Source organism: Rhodococcus sp. GB-02 (assembly GCF_053470465.1).
On sequence record NZ_JBPUKE010000001.1, the window covers coordinates 2,114,973 to 2,138,414 of the forward strand.

Annotated in this window: 23 protein-coding genes; 18 read left to right on the plus strand and 5 right to left on the minus strand. The window is 62.2% G+C overall.

The features are described from left to right. The first annotated feature begins 61 nt into the window (after positions 1-61). Both ACSW29_RS10205 and ACSW29_RS10210 read left to right on the plus strand, forming a co-directional pair. A complete protein-coding gene (locus ACSW29_RS10205) occupies positions 62-997 on the plus strand; it encodes an ATP-binding cassette domain-containing protein (RefSeq protein ID WP_448277155.1) in 936 nt (311 codons plus the stop codon). After that, the gene (locus tag ACSW29_RS10210; RefSeq protein ID WP_448277156.1) at positions 994-2,664 is read left to right on the plus strand and encodes an ABC transporter permease; all 1,671 of its coding nucleotides are present in this window, start codon (positions 994-996) and stop codon (positions 2,662-2,664) included. Before ACSW29_RS10205 ends, ACSW29_RS10210 begins: the two co-directional genes overlap by 4 nt. An 11-nt stretch (positions 2,665-2,675) precedes the next feature. On the opposite strand, the gene ACSW29_RS10215 is transcribed toward ACSW29_RS10210, so the two are convergent. Continuing rightward, the gene (locus ACSW29_RS10215; RefSeq protein ID WP_448277157.1) at positions 2,676-3,464 is read right to left on the minus strand and encodes a thioesterase family protein; all 789 of its coding nucleotides are present in this window, start codon (positions 3,462-3,464) and stop codon (positions 2,676-2,678) included. 233 nt (positions 3,465-3,697) lie between these two features. Beyond that, entirely contained in the window at positions 3,698-4,174 is a 477-nt protein-coding gene (locus ACSW29_RS10220; RefSeq protein ID WP_317825200.1) for a MaoC/PaaZ C-terminal domain-containing protein, read from the minus strand. Between the two features lie 104 nt (positions 4,175-4,278). Here ACSW29_RS10220 and ACSW29_RS10225 point away from each other — a divergent pair, with 104 nt between their 5' ends. Continuing rightward, the gene (locus ACSW29_RS10225; protein WP_317825201.1) at positions 4,279-4,704 is read left to right on the plus strand and encodes a DUF6314 family protein; all 426 of its coding nucleotides are present in this window, start codon (positions 4,279-4,281) and stop codon (positions 4,702-4,704) included. 16 nt (positions 4,705-4,720) lie between these two features. Here ACSW29_RS10225 and ACSW29_RS10230 read toward each other — a convergent pair whose 3' ends face one another. After that, on the minus strand, positions 4,721-4,933 hold the full coding sequence (locus tag ACSW29_RS10230) for a TOBE domain-containing protein (RefSeq protein WP_230812204.1): 213 nt from the start codon (positions 4,931-4,933) through the stop codon (positions 4,721-4,723). A 141-nt stretch (positions 4,934-5,074) separates the two neighbouring features. Here ACSW29_RS10230 and ACSW29_RS10235 point away from each other — a divergent pair, with 141 nt between their 5' ends. After that, complete coding sequence (locus ACSW29_RS10235; RefSeq protein ID WP_230812205.1) at positions 5,075-5,278, plus strand: DUF4287 domain-containing protein; 204 nt, start codon at positions 5,075-5,077, stop codon at positions 5,276-5,278. A gap of 6 nt (positions 5,279-5,284) precedes the next feature. Here the strand turns inward: ACSW29_RS10235 and mftM are convergent, their stop codons facing one another. Together mftM and mftR are read right to left on the minus strand one after the other, a co-directional pair. Then, entirely contained in the window at positions 5,285-6,118 is an 834-nt protein-coding gene (mftM, locus tag ACSW29_RS10240; RefSeq protein WP_448277158.1) for a mycofactocin oligosaccharide methyltransferase MftM, read from the minus strand. 28 nt (positions 6,119-6,146) lie between these two features. After that, the gene (mftR, locus tag ACSW29_RS10245) at positions 6,147-6,746 is read right to left on the minus strand and encodes a mycofactocin system transcriptional regulator (protein WP_230812207.1); all 600 of its coding nucleotides are present in this window, start codon (positions 6,744-6,746) and stop codon (positions 6,147-6,149) included. 150 nt (positions 6,747-6,896) lie between these two features. Between mftR and mftA the strand changes: the two genes are divergently transcribed. The 14 genes from mftA (at position 6,897) to ACSW29_RS10315 (ending at position 23,319) form a co-directional block, all read left to right on the plus strand. Next, entirely contained in the window at positions 6,897-6,992 is a 96-nt protein-coding gene (gene mftA, locus ACSW29_RS10250) for a mycofactocin precursor MftA (RefSeq protein WP_063836238.1), read from the plus strand. Continuing rightward, on the plus strand, positions 6,977-7,264 hold the full coding sequence (gene mftB / locus ACSW29_RS10255) for a mycofactocin biosynthesis chaperone MftB (protein ID WP_007728309.1): 288 nt from the start codon (positions 6,977-6,979) through the stop codon (positions 7,262-7,264). Before mftA ends, mftB begins: the two co-directional genes overlap by 16 nt. 76 nt (positions 7,265-7,340) lie before the next feature. After that, on the plus strand, positions 7,341-8,558 hold the full coding sequence (mftC, locus tag ACSW29_RS10260; protein ID WP_317825205.1) for a mycofactocin radical SAM maturase: 1,218 nt from the start codon (positions 7,341-7,343) through the stop codon (positions 8,556-8,558). A gap of 55 nt (positions 8,559-8,613) precedes the next feature. Then, positions 8,614-9,792: a pre-mycofactocin synthase MftD gene (gene mftD, locus ACSW29_RS10265; protein ID WP_003942047.1), complete on the plus strand. Its 1,179-nt coding sequence runs from the start codon at positions 8,614-8,616 to the stop codon at positions 9,790-9,792. Between the two features lie 26 nt (positions 9,793-9,818). Continuing rightward, a complete protein-coding gene (locus ACSW29_RS10270) occupies positions 9,819-11,750 on the plus strand; it encodes a mycofactocin system FadH/OYE family oxidoreductase 1 (protein WP_448277159.1) in 1,932 nt (643 codons plus the stop codon). Continuing rightward, positions 11,747-12,574 (plus strand): mycofactocin-coupled SDR family oxidoreductase, encoded by an 828-nt coding sequence (locus ACSW29_RS10275; protein ID WP_003941966.1) that lies wholly within the window; start codon positions 11,747-11,749, stop codon positions 12,572-12,574. Before ACSW29_RS10270 ends, ACSW29_RS10275 begins: the two co-directional genes overlap by 4 nt. Continuing rightward, on the plus strand, positions 12,574-14,523 hold the full coding sequence (locus ACSW29_RS10280) for a mycofactocin system FadH/OYE family oxidoreductase 2 (RefSeq protein ID WP_448277160.1): 1,950 nt from the start codon (positions 12,574-12,576) through the stop codon (positions 14,521-14,523). The genes ACSW29_RS10275 and ACSW29_RS10280 overlap by 1 nt, the downstream gene beginning before the upstream one ends. A 52-nt stretch (positions 14,524-14,575) precedes the next feature. Then, the gene (locus ACSW29_RS10285; RefSeq protein ID WP_448277161.1) at positions 14,576-15,814 is read left to right on the plus strand and encodes a DUF222 domain-containing protein; all 1,239 of its coding nucleotides are present in this window, start codon (positions 14,576-14,578) and stop codon (positions 15,812-15,814) included. Positions 15,815-15,917: 103 nt separating this feature from the next. Further along, on the plus strand, positions 15,918-16,610 hold the full coding sequence (gene mftE, locus ACSW29_RS10290; protein ID WP_317825209.1) for a mycofactocin biosynthesis peptidyl-dipeptidase MftE: 693 nt from the start codon (positions 15,918-15,920) through the stop codon (positions 16,608-16,610). Positions 16,611-16,707: 97 nt separating this feature from the next. Next, positions 16,708-18,105 carry a mycofactocin biosynthesis glycosyltransferase MftF gene (mftF, locus tag ACSW29_RS10295; protein ID WP_317825210.1) on the plus strand — a complete coding sequence of 466 codons (1,398 nt, stop codon included), beginning with the start codon at positions 16,708-16,710 and terminating at the stop codon, positions 18,103-18,105. Further along, positions 18,102-19,583 carry a mycofactocin dehydrogenase MftG gene (mftG, locus tag ACSW29_RS10300; protein ID WP_448277162.1) on the plus strand — a complete coding sequence of 494 codons (1,482 nt, stop codon included), beginning with the start codon at positions 18,102-18,104 and terminating at the stop codon, positions 19,581-19,583. Before mftF ends, mftG begins: the two co-directional genes overlap by 4 nt. A 105-nt stretch (positions 19,584-19,688) precedes the next feature. Continuing rightward, the gene (locus tag ACSW29_RS10305; protein ID WP_019744245.1) at positions 19,689-21,002 is read left to right on the plus strand and encodes a helix-turn-helix domain-containing protein; all 1,314 of its coding nucleotides are present in this window, start codon (positions 19,689-19,691) and stop codon (positions 21,000-21,002) included. Positions 21,003-21,145: 143 nt separating this feature from the next. Next, positions 21,146-22,669 (plus strand): aldehyde dehydrogenase, encoded by a 1,524-nt coding sequence (adh, locus tag ACSW29_RS10310; RefSeq protein ID WP_007730158.1) that lies wholly within the window; start codon positions 21,146-21,148, stop codon positions 22,667-22,669. 89 nt (positions 22,670-22,758) lie between these two features. After that, complete coding sequence (locus ACSW29_RS10315; protein WP_448277163.1) at positions 22,759-23,319, plus strand: DUF779 domain-containing protein; 561 nt, start codon at positions 22,759-22,761, stop codon at positions 23,317-23,319. The last annotated feature ends 123 nt before the right edge of the window (positions 23,320-23,442 follow it).

The following is a 23,442-nucleotide window of genomic DNA, read 5'->3' on the forward strand; positions in this document are numbered from 1 at the left end:
CTTCGATCTTTCCTCTTTTCCTATCTTCACACATTTGTGAAATCGGCGTACGGTCAAGTTCATGGGTGCGGCGATTTCAGTGAAGAACCTCGTCAAGACGTTCGGTACCACCCGCGCGCTGGATGGCCTCGACCTCGACGTCTCGACGGGTGAAGTTCACGGATTCCTGGGGCCGAACGGCTCCGGAAAATCCACAACCATTCGGGTGCTCCTCGGCCTGCTCCGTTCTGATTCCGGAGAAGCAACTGTTCTCGGTAGCGATCCGTGGCGAGACGCTGTTACTTTGCATCGACGTCTCGCTTACGTGCCTGGCGAGGTGAATCTGTGGCCCAACTTCACCGGCGGCGAGGCTATCGATCTGTTGGCGGGTCTGCGTGGTGGCCTTGACCGAAAACGCCGCAGCGAGTTGCTCGATCGCTTCGAACTGGATCCGACCAAGAAGGCGCGGACGTACTCGAAAGGTAACCGGCAGAAGGTTGCACTCGTGGCTGCGTTCTCGTCCGACGTCGACCTCTACGTACTCGACGAACCGACATCGGGGCTCGACCCGTTGATGGAAGCCGTGTTTCAGGACTGCGTCGAGGAAGTGGCTCACGACGGAAAGACGGTTCTGCTGTCGAGCCATATCCTCGCCGAGGTCGAAGCGCTGTGCGATCGCGTGAGCATCATCCGCGACGGGCGGACGGTGGAAGAGGGAACGCTGTCCGAACTCAGGCACCTCACGCGCACGTCTGTCTCGGCGGAGACACAGCGCCCGATCGGTGGACTCGACGGACTCGGCGGTGTGCACGACGCGGTGATCGACGGTAACCACTTCACCTGCGAAGTCGACAGCGCGCAGCTCGGACCATTCATGACGTACTTGGTCGGCTTCGGAATCGTGGCGCTCACTTCCACTCCGCCGACACTCGAAGAACTCTTCTTGCGGCACTACGGTGACGAGCGTGCCAGGGAGACTTCGGTCCACCTGCGAGCCGAGACCGGGGTACGGCCGTGACCGTCGTTGTCGAGGCCGCTCCACCGGTACCGGCGTCGGCGAGCCAATTCACCGGTACGCGCCGACTGGTCCGGCTGGCTTTGCGACGGGACCGAATTCAGCTTTCCGTGTGGGTCATCTCGATCGTCTTGTTCATGCTGCTCGTTGTCGCCAGTGTGACCGGGCTGTACTCGACACCCGAGGAATTACGAAACATCGCAGTCAGTTCCGCGGTATCGCCGGTGGCGCTGGCGACCAACGGTATCGTGTCCGGTGATTCGCAGGGCGCGATAGTCGCCAGTCAGTCGGTGCTCGTGTTCGCGTTGGTGGCGGCATTGATGAGCACCCTTGCGGTGGTTCGTCATACGCGACAGAACGAGGAGACCGGCCGAGCCGAGATGATCGGTGCTGCGGTGGTAGGTAGACGAGCGCTCCTGACCTCCGCACTGATCGTCACGGTCGGTGCGAACGTCGTTCTGACACTGGGAATTGCACTGGGATCGATCGCCGTCGGTTTGCCTGTCGTTGGTTCGCTCGCGTTGGGCGCCTCGATAGGTGGGACCGGAATCGCGTTTGCCGGAGTTGCAGCCGTGACGGCGCAGATCACCGACGGTGCTCGTACGGCCAACGGTCTGGCGGGCGCCGCGATCGGTGTTGCCTTCATGCTGCGTGCGGTCGGTGACGTGAACAGTACGGTCGTCGACGACGGAACTCGCGTGGTGAGCGGTTGGTTGTCGTGGCTCTCACCGATCGGGTGGGCGCAACAGATCCGACCTTTCGACGACGACGCCTGGTGGATCCTGTTGTTGCTGATCGGATTTGCGGCTGTGCACGTGGTGGTGGCCTTTGTTCTCATCGGCCATCGCGATCAGGGAGCGGGACTCGTTCAGCCTCGACCCGGCCCGCCGGCCGCGGCATCGTGGCTACCGTCGGCTTGGGGCCTGGCGTGGCGCATGCAGCGAATGACGATGTTCTGGTGGATCTTTGCCGTTGTCATACTCGGGTTCGCGTACGGCGCTGTGGGCAACGAGATCGACGCGATGGTGGGATCGTCGCAGCAGACCGCGGAGATGTTCGAGAAACTCGGTGGCGGCGGTACGGATCTGGTGGATTCCTACTTGGCCACCGCTCTGGGGCTCACGTCGATAGTCATCGCGGCATACTCGGTCCAGAGTCTTCTCCGGATGCGGGGCGAGGAAACCTTGGGACGGCTCGAACCGTTGCTGGCAACCTCGCTGTCGCGGCGGAAGTGGATGCTGTCCCATCTAGGGGTGGTTGTGGGCGGAGTGATACTCGCGCACGTCTTGATGGGTGCGTTCACCGGATTCGCCTTCGGTCTCGTCACGGACGACATCGGCGGCAACACACTTCGCATGACAGGCGCCGCCTTGGCCTATCTGCCTGCGGTGCTCGTAGTCGTGGGGTTGGTGTCGTTGGCTTTCGGACTGTTCCCGACATACGCGTCGGCGCTCTCCTGGGGAATCTTGGCGGCATGCATCGTGCTCGGGCAACTCGGCACGTTGTTGAAGCTTCCGCAGGTAGTGCTGGACCTGTCGCCCTTCACCCACGTGCCGGGTGCCCCTGCCGAGCCTGTGACCGTTCTGCCGCTGCTGGCAATGATCGTTGTGGCAGTAGTGCTTTCGACAGCATCGCTTGTCGCGTTCCGTCGTCGCGACCTCCAGGTGTAGGAGAGCTGAACTCAACTCAGAATTCGACGAAGTTGGCGTGCCCGAGCAGCGAGCCGTCCGGTCGAGTCGAATAGTTCGGATTCGTCTACACAGAGAGTGTCTGTCGCCCAGGCGGTCCCGTGGCGTAGGCGATACCACGGTGACAGTGATTGGGGATCTGCCGTGAGGTGCTCCGGTGTGAAATGCGCGGTGAACTCGATGGTCGGTATAGCCACTGGCATCGTCAGTGTCGCGAACAGGCCGGGCGGAAGCGCGTCGAGCAGGACCGCGGCGCGCTCTTGAGCCGTGAAATCGAGGTCTGTGAGCAGGCGGATCCAGACGTCGAATTCGGGGGAGTCGCCACCGGCGAACGGCCTCGCGGAGTTGATCGGCCGGATGTCGAGGTGCTGGGAAAACGGCACAAAATCCACCGGGATCTCCAGCGAAGGCAGGGTTGCCGGGTCGACCGGACTCGGCTCGACTCCGGGGGCGGACAGCGTCGTGGCTCCTGTGTCTCGGGCTAACCGAACGAGAGCGGATCCCGAACCGGTCAGCGTGACGTGGCAACTGACGGTCCGCCCGCCCCGCATCTCGCCGACGGTCAACTCGGCCGGCCCCGGAGGGACGGGGCGGTCCAGGTGCGCCGTGACTGCCAGAGGTTCGGCTCCGGACGCCTCCGCTGCCACTCGCAGCATCCGTGCCACGGCGAGTCCGCCCTGAATGCCGTCGAAACTCCGCCAGCTGGAGTCGAATTCGGTGTGATGAATCGCTGCGTCCGTCGACTGCCCGGCCGCCGCGGATACCTGACTAGTAATTGCCATAGTCAGCACCTTAGGCGCTGACTATGGCAATGGCAAGCTAGGGTCTATTCGGGAGTGCTGGACGAGCCACCGAAGAGCATGTAGATGAGGATCTGAAGAATGCCGAGAGGATTGATCTCGCCGAGGCTGCTCATGTGTGAGGAACTCCTGATTGGGGGGATGGGTACTGTTGCATCGCAACGTCACTGAAAGTACGGCAATTCAGACAATGCGGTGCGAAATTTACCGACAATTCACTGTCCGCGAGTCGGGCGGCAGTGCAGGTAGGCGTCCGTGACCACGTCGAGAACGCGATTGCCCTGTGCATCGACCAATTTCGCTGTGATGGTGACCAATCCTCGCGCGCGATTGTCGAACACGACGTTGTCGATGGTGGCCTTTCCGCTCAGGGTGTCACCGGGGCGAAGTGGACGTCGGAAGCTCACGTCGCGCATGGTCTTTCCGGCGATCACGTTCCATTGGTCGTAGAGACTGGCGACCACCAACTTCTGGCAGATCGACAGGGTGTGGAGCCCGCTGGCGATCAACCCGCCGAAGACACCGGACCCGGCGGCTTCCTTGTCGATGTGAAACCACTGGGGATCCCACTGGGTTGCGAACTCGACGATCTCCTCTTCGGTCACCGTGTACGAGCCCAATGGGATCACTTGGCCGATCTCGAGATCGTCGGCGAACACTGTGCGTTTGTGAAGGGCGGCCGAATCGTTCATGGTTGTGTGAATCTCCTGCGTGTTCCGGGTGTACTCGGAACATACTCTCCGCAGTTCGTTCGGCTCCTTCGCAAGTCCTTGTTCAAGGTCACTAGAATTGTCACATGGTTGACGACGCGAGGATCGAGCCGAGGGCGCTGGCAGGAACGTGGCACTTCGAGCGCGACATCGTCGACCGCCTTTCCGGTTACACCAAACATGTCTTCGGCGAGACCACTATCTCCGACGCCGGTGACGGTCGGATGCGCTGGTACGAGAGTGGCACTCTGCGTGACGGCGATCTGGAGCTGCCGGTGTTCCGGACTCTGTTCATTGCAGAGCGTGGCCTCGAATGGGCTGTGACATTCGAAGACGGTAGAGAGTTCCACGACTGGGCGCCGGGGGAGGAAGTCGAGCACCTGTGCGGTGCAGATACCTACCGCGGGCGAATCGACGTCACTGCCGGCAATCGATCGGCTTGGACTGTCGTCTGGACCGTGACGGGGCCGAGCAAGAACTACACGATGACCACGCAGCTCACTCGGCCCTGATCTCAGCGCTCACCAGTTATTCGACGCCGATCGTCACCTCGGTGGACTTCACGAATACCGTTGCAGCTTGGCCTGGTTCGAGGTCGAGATCCAGTGCGGCATCACGGGTGATCGACGAAGTCACGATCTGGTTGCCGCCGTCCAATTTCACCTTGACCGTTGCCATGACGGTGCCGAGGTTGACCTCGGTGATTGTGCCGCTGAGTTGATTTCGCGTTGACAGTCGCATCTCTGAACTCCTGTGCTCTCGGCTGGGTGTGCTTCGACCATAATCCGATAGTCGCGTATCTACCCAGCGATTCCGCAGGTGCGGACATGCGGGTGCCGCAGGTGCGCGAATATTGTCGGGCGGTGGAGGTAGATTCCGGTCATGACTGAACCCGTGAAAGGCCCGGCGTCGTATTTTCCTTCGATCGAGAAGAAGTACGGTCGGCCGATCGTTGAATGGCAAGAGCTGATCAGAAGCTCAGACCTCACCAAGCACATGGAATTGGTCAATTGGTTGAAGTCGGAGCACGGTATGGGTCATGGACACGCGAATGCACTTGTCGCCCATACGCTGAAAGAAGGCTAGTTCTTTTCAGGCGGCCGTAGCGTCCAGCACCAACCAGCCGCCGTGATGCTCGAATGCCTCGAACGGCACACCGGTCTGCCGGCCGACCGCACGCAATGATTCGAGATCGAACGTACGGATATGACCGTGGCAGGCCGTGGCTTCGTCCTCGAAGGGGACGGCTATGACGACCCGTTGACGTGCGATCCGGAGTGCCTGCGCGATCACGGCTTCGCCGACTGCGTCGTCGACGTGCTCGAGGAGATGAATCGCGGTGACGGTGTCGGCGCTGTTGTCCGGTGCCGGAACTTCACCCGCGTCGCAGATCACCGTGTCGATCGTGATGCCGAGTTCGGGGGCTACCGCCTCGAGTAGGATCATCGTTCCGGGCAGGATGTCCGTGGCGGTCACCTCCATTCCGGCGCGCGCGAGTCGCAGGGGCAGGAAACCGAAGCAGGAACCCAGATCGAGCACGGAACCGCGAACCAGTTCATGGGCTTTGTCGTGAATCGGCGCGAAATCTGCAGTGCCGTCCAATAGTTCGGCAAGGGAGTTCCGGTAGTAGGTGGTCCAGGATTCGAGAGCGCCGTCCACGGTGGAGCGAACCAGGCCGACCATCGTCAACTCGAATTCGTCCTGGCCGAACTCTGCGTCCTGGATCGACGAGGTGACTCCGGCGACGAGTCGCTCACTCAGGTCGGCGGGAGTGAGGGAGTGCCTGACGTGGAGGCGACCGCCTCGGCGATCGAGCGAGATCGGACCGGAATCGACGCGTTCGACGGTGACATGCCCGAACGACCACACGCCCGGCGTCGACGGTGCCAGTGAATCCAGGACCGGTTCGTTCGTGATGGTGGACATGATCGCCTTTCTCGGGTGGTGATGCTTCTCAGGTGCTGATGCCGGTCCGCAGGGACTGCGTACCCGTTTTCAAGAGTTCCGGTAGCTCGAGTGAATCGTCGGTGAGCCACTGCTCGTACGCCGACACGGCGACCCCGAGCAGAAGATAGCCGACCGTGCGTGGGCCGTGATCGGTCGGCTCGAGATTCATTCGGCGTGCGACGTAGTCGGCGACCACCTGCCGCCAACCTTCGTACATCACCACAGAGTATGCCTGAAGCGTCGGAACTTCGAGGATCAATTCCATCCGTTTGCGATGTACCGCAGTCTCTTCCGGTGGGAAGGTGTTGAACGTCAACAATGCGGATTCGAGTGCGTCGACCAACGGGATGTCAGCGGGCAGTGAATCCAGGTGCTCACGCATCTCGTCGAGATGCCCGTCGAAGTCGCCCCAGGGGACGGCGTTCTTTGACGGGAAGTAGCGAAAGAAAGTCCGACGCGCGATGCCGGCGGCGTCGGCTATCTGGTCGACGCTCACCTCGTTGAAGCCGACTGTGGAGAACAGTTCGATGCCGATCGTGCTGATTCCCTCCTTCGTTGTGGAGGGGCGACGACCTATCCGAGCGGACGGTTTCTTGCGGCTACGCATACTTTTTTCGCTCCATGTGTGTCATTCTGCACTCGATGCCATTACAGTGGTGAACCGAGTCACAGTGAAGTCCCACTAGTGACCACCAACTCCCAGGTTGGAAGTCTGATCTACAGACTTCCAGACGGAGTGCGACCGCAGGAGGAATCCATGTCAGATCGTGACAACAAGGCGCTCGAGAACGACCTCGTCGAGGAGTCCCTCGTGGAGGAAGTTTCCATCGACGGCATGTGCGGCGTGTACTGACCGTGTCTGCTTTGGATCTCGATGCGGGGTGGAAACTCCACCCGCAGGTAGCGCTTCGCCCCGAACCTTTCGGGGCGTTGCTCTACCACTTCGGAACGCGCAAGCTGTCGTTCCTGAAGAACACGACCATCGTTGCGGTGGTCAAGGCGTTGCCAGACCATCCTGATGTCCGGTCCGCACTACGTGCGCAAGGCATCGAAGATGACGCGGCTCCCCAATATGCCCGCGCGCTGAGCACTCTCGCCGACTCGCACATGATCGTGCCTGTCTGAGCCAGACGCTCGCCCCCACGTGCGGAACAGCCCTTCTGCACGTTCGCCCGCTTCATTTCTTCGCGAGGACACAGCCATGACCTCAGTTCTTGAACAACCCTCCCCGCCCGCCAAGGTGGGTCGCCTCGTCGATCAGTTCGAACTCGGACTCGACGCCCCGATCTGCCTGACGTGGGAACTCACCTACGCCTGCAACCTGTCCTGTGTGCACTGCCTGTCGTCGTCGGGCCGTCGTGACCCCAACGAGCTGAGCACCGAACAGTGCAAGTCCATCATCGACGAGCTGCAGCGTATGCAGGTTTTCTACGTCAACATCGGTGGCGGCGAGCCGACGGTGCGCTCCGACTTCTGGGAGCTCGTCGACTACGCGACGGACCACCAGGTTGGTGTGAAGTTCTCCACCAACGGCGTGAAGATCGACAAGAAGGTCGCGGCGCGCCTCGCCGCCAGTGACTACGTCGACGTGCAGATTTCCATCGACGGTGCCACCGCTGAAGTCAATGACGCTGTGCGCGGGCCTGGTTCGTTCGCAATGGCCGAGCGTGCTCTCGCGAACCTGAAGGAAGCCGGCTTCAAGGACGCCAAGATTTCGGTGGTCGTCACGCGGCACAACGTCAGTCAGCTCGACGAGTTCAAGGCTCTCGCGGACAAGTACGACGCGACCCTGCGCATCACTCGACTGCGCCCTTCGGGCCGCGGCGCCGACGTGTGGGACGACCTGCACCCACGCCCCGAACAGCAGCGTGAGCTCTACAACTGGTTGGTGGCCAATGGTGAAGGCGTCCTGACGGGAGACTCGTTCTTCCACCTCTCCGCGTTCGGCGATGCACTGCCCGGTCTCAATCTCTGTGGCGCGGGTCGTGTCGTGTGCCTGATCGACCCGGTCGGTGACGTCTACGCGTGCCCGTTCGCGATTCACGAGCAGTTCCTTGCCGGAAACATCGTGAAAGACGGTGGATTCCAGGAAGTCTGGCAGCACTCGGACCTGTTCGAGGAGCTGCGCTCGCCGCAGACCGGTGGCGCCTGCAGCAAGTGCAACCACTACGACTCCTGCCGGGGTGGCTGCATGGCGGCCAAGTTCTTCACCGGACTGCCGATGGACGGACCTGACCCCGAGTGCGTCATCGGCAACGGTGAAAAGGCATTGGCGTCGGCGGGAGAGGTCCCGAAGTCCAGTGTCGATCACTCCCGTTCCGGTCAGCGTAAGACCCCACGTGCATCGGTGCCCCTGACATTGATGATGCGTCCGCCCGCCAAGATTTGTGACGAAAACCCGCTTGCGGGAATGCAGTAACTACTGCGCGATACCGACAGTGCGGCGAAAGCTGCACCCCAGAGAGGTCAGTTCAATGGCTAAGAATGCTTTCTTCGAGACGGTGGCAGAAGCACAGCGCCGTGCGAAGAAGAGGTTGCCCAAGTCCGTGTACGCGGCGTTGGTGGCGGGATCCGAGAAAGGGCTGACTGTCGACGACAACGTCGCGGCATTCAGCGAACTGGGTTTCGCTCCCCACGCTGCGGGACTGTCGGACAAGCGCGAGATGTCCACCACCATTATGGGCCAGGACATTTCGTTGCCTGTCATGATTTCACCGACCGGTGTGCAGGCAGTGCACCCCGACGGTGAGGTAGCGGTAGCTCGTGCGGCTGCAGCACGGGGAACAGCCATCGGACTGAGTTCTTTCGCCAGCAAGTCCATCGAAGAAGTTGCCGCGGCCAACCCGCAGGTCTTCTTCCAGATGTATTGGGTCGGCAGCCGCGACGTGCTTCTCCAACGTATGGAGCGCGCTCGCGCTGCCGGTGCCAAGGGCCTGATCATCACCACCGACTGGTCCTTCTCGTACGGTCGCGACTGGGGCAGCCCGTCCATCCCCGAGAAGATGGATCTCAAGGCGATGTTCCAGTTCGCCCCCGAGGGCATCATGCGTCCGAAGTGGTTGCTGGAGTTCGCCAAGACCGGCAAGATCCCGGATCTGACCACACCCAACCTCGCGGCTCCCGGCCAGCCGGCGCCGACGTTCTTCGGCGCGTACGGCGAGTGGATGCAGACTCCGCTTCCGACGTGGGAAGACATCGCCTGGCTGCGTGAGCAGTGGGGTGGACCGTTCATGCTCAAGGGCATCATGCGCATCGACGACGCCAAGCGAGCTGTCGACGCCGGTGTCTCCGCTATTTCGGTCTCCAACCACGGTGGTAACAACCTCGACGGCACCCCGGCGCCGATCCGCGTGCTCCCGGGCATCGCCGAGGCCGTGGGCGATCAGGTGGAAGTTGTTCTCGACGGCGGTATTCGGCGCGGCGGCGACGTCGTCAAGGCGCTCGCACTCGGAGCCAAGGCCGTCATGCTCGGGCGCGCCTACCTGTGGGGTCTCTCGGCAAACGGCCAGGCCGGTGTCGAGAACGTGCTCGACCTGATGCGGATGGGCATCGACTCGGGGCTGATGGGCCTCGGCCACTCGTCCATCACCGAGCTGAGCCCGGCGGATCTGGTGATCCCGGAAGGCTTCACCCGCACGCTGGGTGCGAGCTGAATCTCCGGCTCTGATCGAGCTGTGAGTTGAGCCTTCACGAACACACAACCCTGGCCGGACGCAAAGTCCGGTCCAGGGTTGTTTTCGGTCCGCACGAGACCAACCTTGCTGTGGGACGCTCGCTTTCCGATCGGCACCGGGCGTATTACCAGCGCCGCGCCGAAGGCGGAGCCGGGATCGTCGTCACCGAAGTGGCCTCGGTATTGGAGAACGACTGGCCGTACGAGCGGGCACCGCTGGCGTCGCAATGTGGCCCGGGGTGGCAGTCGATCGCGACTGCGTGCGCCCCGTACGGAGCGTTGGTTCTTGCCGGGCTGGGGCATACCGGGATGCAGGGTTCCAGCGCATACTCTCAATCGGTGCTGTGGGGACCGTCAAGAGTGGCCGACCCGGTGACGCGCGAATTGCCGATGGCAATGGGGCAGCCGGAAATCGACCAGCTGATAGCCGGCTTCTGCGAAGCGTCGGCGCTGGCCGTCGCTTCGGGAATGGACGGAGTGGAACTCGATGCCGGCCCTCGAAGTATTCTGCGGCAATTCCTTTCGGGCCTGACCAACACTCGGCACGATCGATACGGTACTGATCGCGTCGCCCTTGTTCGCGAGATCCTTTCGGCCGTGCGTGACGAACTAGGACCGGATCACGTTGTCTCCTTGCGGTTGTCCTGCCACGAGGAAGCGCCATGGGCGGGCCTGACGCCCGATCTTGCCATCGGTATTGCGCGTGAAGTGTCTCCGCTCCTCGATCTCCTTGTTGTCGTTCGTGGCGGACTCTATTCGTCTGACAGGTACCGCCCCGACTTTCACTGCCCGCCGAACTTCAACCTCGACCTGTGCCGTGAGATCAAGGCCGCGGTGTCGATTCCTGTTGTCCTGCAGGGGAGCGTCGTGGATATGGCCGACGCTCACGCAGCGCTGGAAGTAGCCGAGTTCGTCGAGATGACCAGGGCCCAGATCGCGGACCCGGACCTGGTCGTGAAAGCCGCGCGCGGCGATCGTCCCCGGCCGTGTGTGCTCTGCAATCAGACGTGCCTCGTGCGTGATCCTCGCAATCCTGTCGTGACGTGCGTCGGGAATCCGAGCGCGGGTTTCGAGACGGTGGACCTCGATGAGCGAGAGCAGATTTCGACACCGGGAGCCGTGCTGGTCGTGGGGGGTGGCCCCGCCGGGATGGAAGCCGCGCGGATCTCGGCGGTGGCAGGGCACTCGGTCACGCTCGTCGAGAGTTCATCGCGTTTTGGCGGCATGATCCGAACTTTTGCGAGAGGTGGCGGCCGAAGCCGGTTCACACTCCTCGCGAAGTGGCTCGAGGACGAATGCCGTCGTAGCGGCGTGACGATGCGAACCGGGGTGACGGTCGACGCGAAGGACCTGAGTGACGCACGTGGTCGGGGCGAGCTGATTGTTTTTGCCACCGGTAGTGCTGCGCGGCCGCCGACGTATCCGGTTGACGACTCGGTTCGGTGGTTGGATGCGTCGGAAGCCTTCGAGAAGTTGGCCACCGTGGGGCCGGGTCCGGTCGCGCTGATCGATCCGCTCGGTGGACCGATCGCGGTGGCGCTCGCAGAAGTGCTCGCGGCCCAGGGCGTCTCCGTCTCGATTGTGACCCCCGACAGCATCGTCGGTTCGAGGCTCGGTGCGAGTGGGGATCTGGTCGGCGCCAACACGCGCATCCAGCAGGCCGGGATCACCAGGGTGCTCGCGTCCCGTGTCGTCGAAATCGCTGGAGGGACCGTCTGCGTCGAGCACGTTCATACCGGCGAGCGGTCACAGCTCGAGTGCGAAGTGGTGATCGACTGCTCGCCTCGTCTGCCAAACGAAACGCTGAAGGAAGCGGCCGACATCCACGTGGGTGACTCGGTTGCTCCGCGAACTGTTCTCGAATCCATCCGCGAAGGGCGGTGTGCAGGGTTTACTACTAGAACGAGTTTCAATTCTGCAGAGAGGGCTATCTCATGACACAGGGTTCAGTTCGTTCGCTCGAAGGCCGCGTTGCTTTCATTACCGGTGCAGCTCGCGGTCAGGGACGTGCGCACGCAGTCAAGATGGCGCGCGAGGGAGCAGCGATCATCGCGGTCGACGTGTGCGCGTCGGTAGCGTCGGACAATTCCTACGACGCAGCAACTTCCGAAGACTTTGCCGAGACGATACGTCTGGTCGAAGCGGAGGGTGGGAAGATCCTCGCCCGCGAGGTCGATGTCCGTGACGGCGCAGCGCTCACCGCGGTGGTCAAGGACGGTGTCGAGCAGTTCGGACGCCTCGACATCGTGGTTGCAAATGCCGGGGTCTGTAACTGGAATCGATTCTGGGAAATGTCGGACGAGCAGTGGGAAACCCTGATCGACATCAACCTGACCGGAGTCTGGAAAACCCTCAAGGCATCGGTGCCGGCGATCATCGAAGGTGGGCGCGGTGGATCGATCATCGTGGTCAGTTCGGTGGCCGGACTCAAGGCGCTGCCCGGACAAGCGCACTACGCGAGCGCCAAGTTCGGTCTCGTCGGTCTGACGCAGGCCGCGGCAAAGGAACTGGGGGAGTACAAGATCAGGGTCAACTCGATCCACCCTTACGGAGTAAATACGCCGATGGGGGTCGACCAGGGCGCGCTCGAGGTATTTGCAAAGTTTCCGCAGTACCTTCCCAACTTCACTCCGATCCTCTCGGACATCGCGTTCGCCGAACCCGACGAGATCGCCGATACCGTTTTGTGGCTCGCGGGTGACGGTTCACGCACCGTCACGGCAAGTCATATCGCGCTCGATCAAGGAAACTCCAAGGTCTGATGACGCCGTACCCGCGCCTCTTCGCGCCACTGCGCCTGGGCAACCTGACACTCCGCAATCGGGTCGTGTTCTCCGCGCACCTGACCAATTACGCGGAGAACGGGTTGCCGACGGAGCAGCACGCGAGGTACTACGAGGCGCGGGCACGCGGTGGTGCGGGTCTGATCATCACCGAGGAGCACTCGACGCATCCTTCGGATCGACCGTACGAGAAGATGATTGCGGGCTATCGGCCCGAAGCGATCGAGGGATACCGGCGGATCACCGACGCCGTTCATGCACATGGTTCATCGATTCTCGCGCAGATCAACCACAATGGGGGTCAGGGCGCTGGAACCTATTCACGATTGCCGCTGTTGGCACCGAGCGCCGTCGCCGATCCGTTGTTCCGCGAGGTGCCCAAGGCTGTCGACGACGCGGACATCGTTGAGATTCTCGACGGGTTCGCCCTTGTTGCGCGCAACTGCGTCGCCGGTGGCTTCGACGGGGTGGAACTGCAGGCGTCGCAGTCGTCCATCGTGCGCGCGTTTCTCGCACCCTCGACCAACCTGCGCACCGATCGCTACGGCGGGGGCGTGGCGAATCGTGCGCGTTTCCTTCTCGAAGTGCTCGGGGTACTGCGTGAGGCCATCGGCCCGGATCGTGTGCTCGGTGTGCGCCTGAGTGGATACGAAGGAACGCGGGGTGGCATCGAACTGTCCGACGCGGTAACCACCGCCCAACTGATCGAAGCTGACGGTTACGTCGACTACATCAACACCACCGTCGGAATGGCCACGGAAACACTGCATCTGGTCGAAGCATCGATGGCTGTACCCACCGGCTACGCCAACTTCGTCCCGTCTGCGATCAGGGAGGTCGTCGATCTTCCAGTCGTCGGAGTCGGCCGTTTCAAGACGCCGGAGCACGCCGAAGCTGCACTCGAGGAAGGTGTATGCGATCTGGTGGGCGTAGTTCGCGGGCAGATCGCCGATCCGGATTTTGTGAACAAGGCGCGTGCCGGTCAATCGTCACAGGTGCGAACCTGCCTGTCCTGCAACCAGGAATGCGTCGGGCGGATGGGTCTGGGGCGTTGGTTGGGGTGCACCGAAAATCCGCGCGCCGGTCGGGAATCGGTCCCACTGCCGATGCCGCGGCGACGGGGCCGCACGGTGGTGGTAGTTGGCGGCGGCCCGGCCGGCCTGCAAGCTGCGGCCACCGCGGCCCAGCGAGGTCATGCGGTGACGCTGTTCGAGCGTGAACGAAGACTTGGCGGACAGATTCTTACCGCCTCGGTGGTCCCCGCTCGCCGAGAGCTCGCCGACCTCGTCCGGAATCTTGAATCGGAGTGTCGCCGAAGCGGTGTGACGATCGAGCTGGGTGCTGGAGCTGATCTCGCGATCGTGGAGGAGCAGGCGCCCGACGTGGTCGTGATTGCAACCGGAGCGCGGCCTGTGCGCCCAGCGTGGGCGGGTGGATCTGATTGTGTGGTGGGTGTCCGAGATGTTCTCGACGGCAGGATTCTGCCGAGTGGAACGGTGCTCGTGTACGACGAGTTGGGATTCCATCAAGGCACGTCGGTGGCGGAATTCCTCGCTGATCAAGGTTGCGCTGTCACGATCGCGACCAACGGCATGGTGGTTGCCCAAGATCTGAGCATCACCCTGGATTTCGAGGGGTGGAACCGCCGGGCGTTCGAGAAGTCGATCATGCAACGGACGGATCTGATGGTGACGTCGGTGAGCACTGGAGCCTCGCCGCTCGTGAGCTTGGTTCACCTTCCGACGGGTGTGGTCGAGAAAGTCGCGGTCGACTGGGTGGTCTTCGCGACACAGCAGGAACCTGTCGACGAGTTGTGGAACACCTTGCAGGGAAGTTCTTTCGAGACATTTCGCATCGGTGACGCCTTGTCTCCGAGACGTTCGCACGCAGCGGTCATCGAGGGGCATCGGGCTGCGTTGGCGATATAAGTCGTCCGTTTTGTCTCTGGTTATCGAAAGTATGTTCGATTAAACTTTGAGCATGGACAGTCGGGAAGCGTGGCAGCTGGATGGTGAGGACCTCAAGGGTGAGGTTCTGGATCTGGTGCGTGTCCGACACGAGTTGCAGTCGCGGATGGTGTTGTTGATCGTGGAGATGTTTTCCCGTGAGGTTCTCGGGGGGAAGGGTTTTCGGGCGATCGCGCAGTGGTTGCATGGTTCGACGAATCTGGAGATCGGTGAGTGCAGTCTGCTGGTCGGGTTGGCGCGGTTGATGATGCTCGAACCTGTGGTGGGCGATGCGTTTCACCGGGGTGATGTTGATGCGTTGAAGGCGCGGCAGGTGGCGTCGTTTTGTCAGCATCCGCCGAAGAATATGACCCTGGCGGATGTGGAGAAGGCTCGCGGGATTTTGTTGTCGTTGGCGTCGAAGAATATTGCGGATTGTGATGCGGTGCGGGCGGCGATCCGGAGGATCGAGAAGCAGTACGGCAAGCGTGAGGACGGTGTTCCGGTCGGGGAAGACTCTGAGCGGAATGAGTTCTACGCCTCGAAAGGCCTGTACGGGCGGGTCACAGTCAAGGGTGATCTGGATGCGGTGAACGGGGCGCGGTTGATCACGTTGCTGTCGAGCCTGTCCGCTCCGACGCCGGAGAAGGACGGCGTCAAAGACACCCGCACTCCGGCACTACGACGTGCGGATGGGTTCTGCGAACTGTTGCGGCGGTACGAGCGGGCGGGGTTGGGTCCGATCGAGGGCGGCGTGAAACCACACATCACGGTCACCGCCAGCGCGAAAGACATGACCGATATGCAGGCCTTGAAGGACTTGCTGCCGTCCACTGAGGAACTCGGGTACGCGTGGGCGGATTGGGTGGGCCCGATCAGTATTGACACCGCACGGATGTTGGCCTGTGACTGCACCGTGACGCGGATTCTGTTGGATGAAAATGGTGTTCCGCTCGACTGCGGCAAGGAAGCGAGAACGGCGACGGTTCCGCAGCGGCGGGCGTTGGCGGTGCGTGATGGTGGGTGTGCGTTCCCGGGGTGCGGAACGCCGTCGGGGTGGTGCGATGCTCACCATATTGTTCACTGGGGTGATGGTGGCCCAACGGATCTCGACAATCTGATCTTGTTGTGCGGTCATCATCATCGGACGCTGCACCACACGGAATGGCGGGTGGAGATCGGCCAGGATCGGAAGTCGGTGTTCTATCCGCCGATGTCCGTTGACCCGTATCAGCATCCGATCGGCGGGAACAGCCCACCGACCGCGGCTTGAACCGCCACAACTGAAAACTCGTACACACCGGGGCACAACCATGCCCCGGTGTATCCGCAAGCAGTGTTGCGGTGGGAGGGGCCGGCACCAATACCATCGAGGGATGAGTTTCCTGCGTGACCTTGCTGCCATCCCGAGTCCGGCGCTCGAGGGCACTTCGCTCACCGTCGTGGTCCCGGTCGGTTCTTTCGAGCAACACGGTCCGCATCTGCCTCTCGATACCGACACGCGGATCGCGAGAGCAGTCGCACAGGCTCTGTCCGACGTCGTCGTGGCCCCGGCCATCGAATACGGAGCGAGCGGCGAGCACGAAGGTTTTGCCGGCACTATCTCGATCGGTGCCGAGGCTATGGAAATCGTCGTAGTCGAGTACGGAAGGTCCGCATTCCGGTGGGCGAAGCGGGTGCTGTTCGTCAACGGCCACGGCGGAAATGGACCCGCATTGGCCAAAGCGGTGGCGCTTCTGCGGTATGAGGGGCGAGACGCCGCTTGGGCGCCGTGCGCTGTGCCGGGTGCCGACGCACACGCGGGACACACTGAAACGAGCCTATTGCTGCACCTTTCGCCCGATTTGGTGCACATGAGCCTTGCTGAGACAGGAAATTTGTCTCCTATCGCGGACCTGATGCCAGGAATGCGTTCGGGCGGTATGGTCGCTGTGTCGCAAAACGGCGTTCTCGGCAATCCAGTCGGGGCTACCGCAGAAGACGGAGCATACATCTTCGGTGAGTTGGTAGGACGCGTGACGGATGGACTGGCCCGGTGGGAGCCTGGTCCAGATGGGAGGCTTCGGTGACGACCACGACCGAGTGGGGGCGGACGGTCCACCTGCGACGGCTTTCGAGGCTGCGACGAGTTGCAGCACGACGGGCTACGTCCCTTACGATCATCTGATGCGACCAGCAAGACTCCCCGACGGCTTCGGCATTCGGTTGGACCCCAAGGTGCGCACGTACTCGGGCGGCCGGGTGCTCATCGGCGGCTCTCCGACACGGATGCTCAAGCTGGCTCCGACGGCTGCGGCGATGATCGGTGACGGCTTCCTCGAGGTGGTCGATCAGCAGAGCGCTGCGGTTGCTCGGCACCTCCTCGATTCAGGCGTCGCGAATCCGCGTCCGATGTCGACGCCGTCCGCTGCGGATGTCACCGTCGTGATTCCGGTCAAGGACAACCAGGCCGGCGTCGAACGGTTGCTGCCCGTCCTCAAGGATCTGACCGTCATCGTTGTCGACGACGGTTCGGAAGTGCCGGTGGAGCCCCGTCGCGCTTGCCCGGGCACCGGCACCATCACGGTGATGCGGCACGAGAGCGCCCGCGGACCCTCGGCAGCGAGAAACTCGGGATTGCGTTCGGCCCAAACACGTTTCGTAGCTTTCCTCGACTCCGACGTCATACCGCGTGCCGGTTGGCTCGAGTTGATGTTGGGCCACTTCAGCGATCCAGGGGTTGCCCTCGTTGCACCCCGCATCGTCGCCCTCGATCCGTACGGGACGGCGCTGGCGCGGTACGAGAACATGCGATCGTCTCTCGACCTCGGACGCAAGGAAGCGGCGGTGAAGTCGGGCAGTCCGGTCGCCTATGTCCCCAGCGCCGCCGTGATCGTCCGGCGCGACGTGGCGCTCGAATGCAACGGTTTCGACGAGAGTCTCGAAGTAGCCGAGGACGTCGATTTCTGCTGGCGACTGCAGGCTGCAGGTTGGCGACTGAGGTACGAACCGGTAGCGCATGTCGCCCACGATCATCGAGTTCAGTTCGACAAGTGGTTCGCCAGGAGAGCGTTCTACGGCACGGGTGCGGCGCCGTTGGCTGCAAGACACGAGGGTTCGGTTCCGCCGATGGCGATGTCGTTCTCGACGCTCTTCGCGTGCATCGCCGCCGCAACACTGACACGTTCCGGTCTTGCGGGTGCGTTGGGCGCACTGCTCTTCACCGTGTATCGCCTGCGAAAGATGTTCAACGGCCTGAGTCAGCCCACCCGGATTGCAGCGATCCTCACTGCGCAAGGGTTTGTCGGAGGATTCTGGCAACTCGCCTCGGCTATGTGCCGTCACTACTGGCCCGTGACGCTCCTGGCGGTGATCGCCTCCCGTCGAATTCGGCGACTGGCCGTCGCTGCGGCAGTCACCGAAGGTTTGGTGGACTGGTATCGCCACCGTGAGCCGGGCGGGTTGGGTCCGGTTCGGTACGTCTTGTTCAAACGAGCAGACGACATCGCGTATGGAGCCGGACTCTGGCGGGGCGCGTTCGAGGCCCGAGACTGGGCGGCGCTGAAACCTCGAATCACCAAGTGACAGAAGCCGACTACGCAGATTTTCTGGTTGTCGGTGGTGGCACGTGTGGCTGTGTCGTCGCAGCCAGGCTCAGTGAAGATCCATCCGCCGCGGTGATGCTCCTCGAATCGGGAATCGGATACCGCTCGGCGCTTGAACTTCCCGACGTTCTGAGTGATCCGTACCGACTACCGGTCGGACCTGCGAGCGAATACACGTGGACGTATCCGGTCGAGTTGACACCGCGTCGGGTGTCCACGATCGCGCGCGGGCGGACACTCGGTGGGTCCGGGGCCGTCAACGGTGCGTACTTCACTCGCGCGACCCGCGCAGATTTCGAGAACTGGCCGAGTGCTTGGCGATACGACGACGTCTTGCCGTACTTCAAGAAGTCTGAGACGGATCGTGATTTCGAGAGCGAGTTCCACGGCTCCGCCGGTCCGATCCCGGTCGAGCGTCGAGCGTGGGACCAACTGCATCCACTGAGCGGTGAGTTTCATGCGGCAGCGCTCGGAGCAGGCTTTCCCGACGACGTCGACAAGAATGCGCCGGACTCGTTCGGCGTCGGCCGAGTGCCACTGAACGTGGCGGACCATCGTCGGATCAGTACTGCGATCGGGTATCTGATGCCGGCGTTGCACCGCCCGAATTTGCGGGTGGAATCCGGAGTGAACGTCATTCGCATCGTATTCTCGGGAACCCGTGCGATCGGCGTCGACGTTCTCGACGACGGCAACGTCCGACGCATTCGTGCCGACCACGTGATCGTGTGTTCGGGTGCGGTGGCGACGCCGCACATTCTCTTGAATTCCGGTGTTGGTCCGGCGGAACAACTTGCAGAGCAAGGAGTTTCCGTCATTCTCGATCGACCTGGCGTCGGACAGAACTTCGTCGACCACCCGGAAGTGCTTCTGCCGTACCATTTTTCGACGCCTCGCACGATTCGCTCGCAGACACCGGTGCTGGAGGCCGCGCTCAATCTCGCCGAGCTTGAAATCCGTCCGTACACCGCATCTTTCACGGATTTGGTTCCCGGTGTGCCTCGCATGGATCACGGCGTCGGAGTGGTCCTCATGGCGCCGCGCAGCCGGGGAAGTATCGAACTGGCATCGGGGGATCCCGCTGGGGCACCGCGTATTCGATACAACTACGTCGCGTCGACACACGATCGAGCAGCCATTCGGGAAGGAATGCAGATCGCCGAGAATCTTCTCGAGTCGATCGCCGAGACCGGATTGATCGACCGCCCCGTTGTGGAGTACACCGACGAGTGGATCGAATCCCGACTCGGTACGTCGTTGCACATGTCCGGTAGCTGTGTGATGGGGTCTGAGTCGGACCCGTTCGCTGTCGTCGATGGTCGGTGCCGTGTGATCGGTGCGCAAGGGCTCAGTATTGTTGACACGTCAATCCTGCCGACGATCCCGACTCGCGGCCCGCACGCGACCGCGGTGATGGTCGCGGAACGAGCAAGCGCCATCCTGCTCGGTGACGAGTGACCGCGAGGGGCAGCAGGCTAGGTCGACAGTCATACCGAATGGTCGTTCTCGCCTATGGGCTGTGATCGGCGTTACAGTGGTCCACGGAGCGGAGGAACGCAAAATATGGCACGTGAACAGGCTGTGTCCGGCAACCCGTGGGTGGCGGTCAGGCCAGGGGATGACGTCGCGTTACTCGCGCGGCGACTTTCGTCTGCCCATCAGTCGTTCATCGATGCCCGCGGCGTGCCCGGCCAGGGGCTGACCGACGACTCCCATGTCCGTTCGGTCGTGCTCGAGTCCTGGATGCGGAGCCGCAACAAGGGAGTAAATCCTGATGTTGTCGGCAACCCTGAGATGCTCGAAGGGTTGGAACTCGAAAAATATCGGTCCGCGCATCCCATGTCACTGATCCGTCCGGTGATTCGGAAACTCCTGGTGGAAGATGCTGCCGAGACCGGATTGCTGATCGCGATCAGCGACGCACACGGTCGACTGCTCTGGGTCGAGGGTGACAACTCGGCCAAGGACAAGGCGTTGTCCATGAACTTCGTCGAAGGCGCCGACTGGAGCGAAGATCGTGTCGGCACCAATGCGCCGGGAACGGCGCTTGCTCTCGATCACTCCGTACAGATTTTCGGATCCGAGCATTTCAACCGAACCGTGCACGACTGGAGTTGTTCGGCCGCACCCGTCCACGATCCCACCACTGGGCAAATCCTTGGTGCCATCGACATCACCGGTGGTCCCAGGGTCGCGGTTCCCGAAGTGCTGTCGCTGATCCGTGCAACTGTTGCGGCCGCCGAATCGGAATTGCGATTCCACCTCTTGAACTCGCCTATCCCGCTCAGCGCGACGGCTCCGCGCCTCGAAACATTCGGTGCCGGACGGCCGACGCTGGTTCGCGGCGGTGACCGCATCCCGATTTCGCAGCGTCACGCCGAGATTCTCCTTCTGCTCTCCGAACATCCGGAGGGTCTGAGCTCCGACCACCTTGCGGTCCTGCTCGACGAGGGGGAGCTCGACGCAGTGACCATTCGCGCGGAAATGTCGCGGCTTCGTAAGGTTTTCGGTGCCGACCGGCTGGCTTCGCGTCCTTATCGGATCATCACGGAGTTCACGACAGACGTCGGCGACGTGCGGGCAGCGTTGGATCGCGGAGACGCGGCGACGGCGATGAAACTGTATTCGGGCCCGGTACTGGCAGGCTCGGCCTCCCCGGGAATCGAAGAGGTGCGGGAAGAACTACGCACCAGGGTGCAGGCGGCTCTGCTGCGTGGAGGTGACGCCAACCTGCTGGCCCGGTGGACCACGTCCGTACACGGGCGCGAAGACTCCGTCGTGTGGGAGGCCTACCTGTCCACGTTGGATCCTCAATCTCCGCTGTATTCCCAGGTCCAGGCAAGAATTGATCTCCTCGACCGCCAATTGGGCATCTGAGAATCAGCTGCGTTTCTCGCACGCAACGTACTTGCAACGTTGCAACTCCTAGTGTTGTGAATCACACCCCACCGGGGGGTGGGACTGCAGTCACCGATTTGGTGGGTGCGCCCAGGAAGAACACGTTTACATAGGAGCTTGCAATGACCGTGTACGCCCGCCCAGGTACCGCCGACGCGATCATGTCCTTCCAGTCTCGATACGACAACTGGATCGGCAACGAATGGGTTGCTCCGGTCAAGGGTCAGTACTTCGAGAACCCGACACCGGTGACCGGACAGAATTTCTGTGATGTGGCTCGTTCCACAGCAGAAGACATCGAGCTCGCTCTCGACGCAGCGCACGCAGCAGCTCCGGCCTGGGGCAAGACCTCGGTTGCCGAGCGCGCGATCATCTTGAACAAGATCGCTGATCGTATGGAGGAGAACCTCGAATCCATCGCACTCGCCGAGTCGTGGGACAACGGCAAGCCGATCCGCGAGACCCTCAACGCCGACATTCCGCTCGCCATCGATCACTTCCGCTATTTCGCGGGAGCTATTCGCGCACAGGAAGGTTCGCTCTCGGAGATCAACTCCGACACCGTGGCCTACCACTTCCACGAGCCGCTCGGTGTAGTCGGCCAGATCATTCCGTGGAACTTCCCGATCCTCATGGCCGTGTGGAAGCTTGCTCCCGCCCTCGCTGCCGGCAATGCCATCGTGCTCAAGCCTGCCGAGCAGACACCCGTCTCGATCCTTCACCTCATCGGCATCATCGGTGACCTGCTGCCTGCCGGTGTTCTCAACATCGTCAACGGCTTCGGCGTCGAGGCCGGAAAGCCGCTGGCGTCGAGCCCGCGAATCAAGAAGATCGCGTTCACCGGCGAAACCACCACCGGTCGCCTGATCATGCAGTACGCATCGCAGAACCTCATCCCCGTCACCCTCGAACTCGGTGGCAAGAGCCCCAACATCTTCTTCTCCGACGTGCTCGCCTCCAACGACGACTACCAGGACAAGGCACTAGAGGGCTTCACGATGTTCGCCCTCAACCAGGGCGAGGTCTGCACCTGCCCGTCACGTTCGCTGATCCAGGAAGACATCTTCGACGAGTTCCTCGCGATGGCCGCCATTCGCACCAAGGCTGTGCGCCAAGGGGATCCGCTCGACACCGACACCATGATCGGTGCGCAGGCCAGCAACGACCAGCTCGAGAAAATCCTCTCGTACATCGAGATCGGCAAGGCCGAAGGCGCCAAGGTCATCACCGGCGGCGAGCGGGCCGAACTCGGCGGAGACCTGTCCGGCGGCTACTACGTCCAGCCGACTGTCTTCACCGGCAACAACAAGATGCGCATCTTCCAGGAAGAGATCTTCGGACCCGTCGTCTCGGTCACCTCGTTCAAGGACTACGACGAGGCCATCGAAATCGCCAACGACACCCTCTACGGTTTGGGTGCCGGTGTCTGGTCCCGCGACGGCGGAGTTGCGTACCGCGCAGGCCGCGACATCCAGGCCGGTCGCGTCTGGACCAACACGTACCACCAGTACCCGGCACATGCCGCCTTCGGTGGATACAAGCAGTCCGGCATCGGCCGCGAGAACCACCTGATGATGCTCTCGCACTACCAGCAGACCAAGAACCTCCTGGTCAGCTACGCCCAGAAGGCTCAGGGCTTCTTCTGATCGACCCCCGGCACCCGTGAGCCCCTCGCTGCGGGTGCCGGCGAGCACGACTGCAACATGCAAACCTGCACAACAACACGGAGGTTGGAATGAGCGCCACGGTCACACCCGATACCGGCGCCGTTCCACCCCGATTGGTGACCACCGCTGGGGCGGCTGACCTCCTGCGCCGCCTCAGCGGGACTCACGGCGAACTGATGATGCATCAATCCGGTGGATGCTGTGACGGCTCCGCCCCGATGTGTTATCCCTCAGGGGAATTCATCGTCGGAGACCGTGACGTACTACTCGGAATTGTCGACCTCCGGCTTGCTGTCGGAGAGATTCCCGAAGACCTTCCCACCGGAACGGACGCTGTACAGGTCTGGATTTCCGGATCACAGTTCGAAGCCTGGAAGCACACCCAGTTGGTTCTGGACGTCGTGCCCGGGCGAGGCGGTGGGTTCAGCTTGGAGTCTCCTGAAGGATTCAGATTCCTCAGTCGAGCAAGGGCATTCACACCGGCAGAGAACGAAGTACTTGGCGCGTCGAGCATTCTCGTTGGCGCCGATTGGGAAGCGGGCGTGCGACCTTCGCCGCCGACGGTTCCCCAGGTCGTCGCCGAGGCCGTCGATGCCTGCCCGGTGCCGGGCGCGGCCGCCCGATCCTGAGAACGGCCGCCTGAAGAAGATCTGAACAGACTCGGGGCCGCTCACATGACAGCCAGTTAACAGCACGGTCATCTCCAGGCGACCTTCTCCGTACATCGCCCACATACCGTTCATTTCACGCGA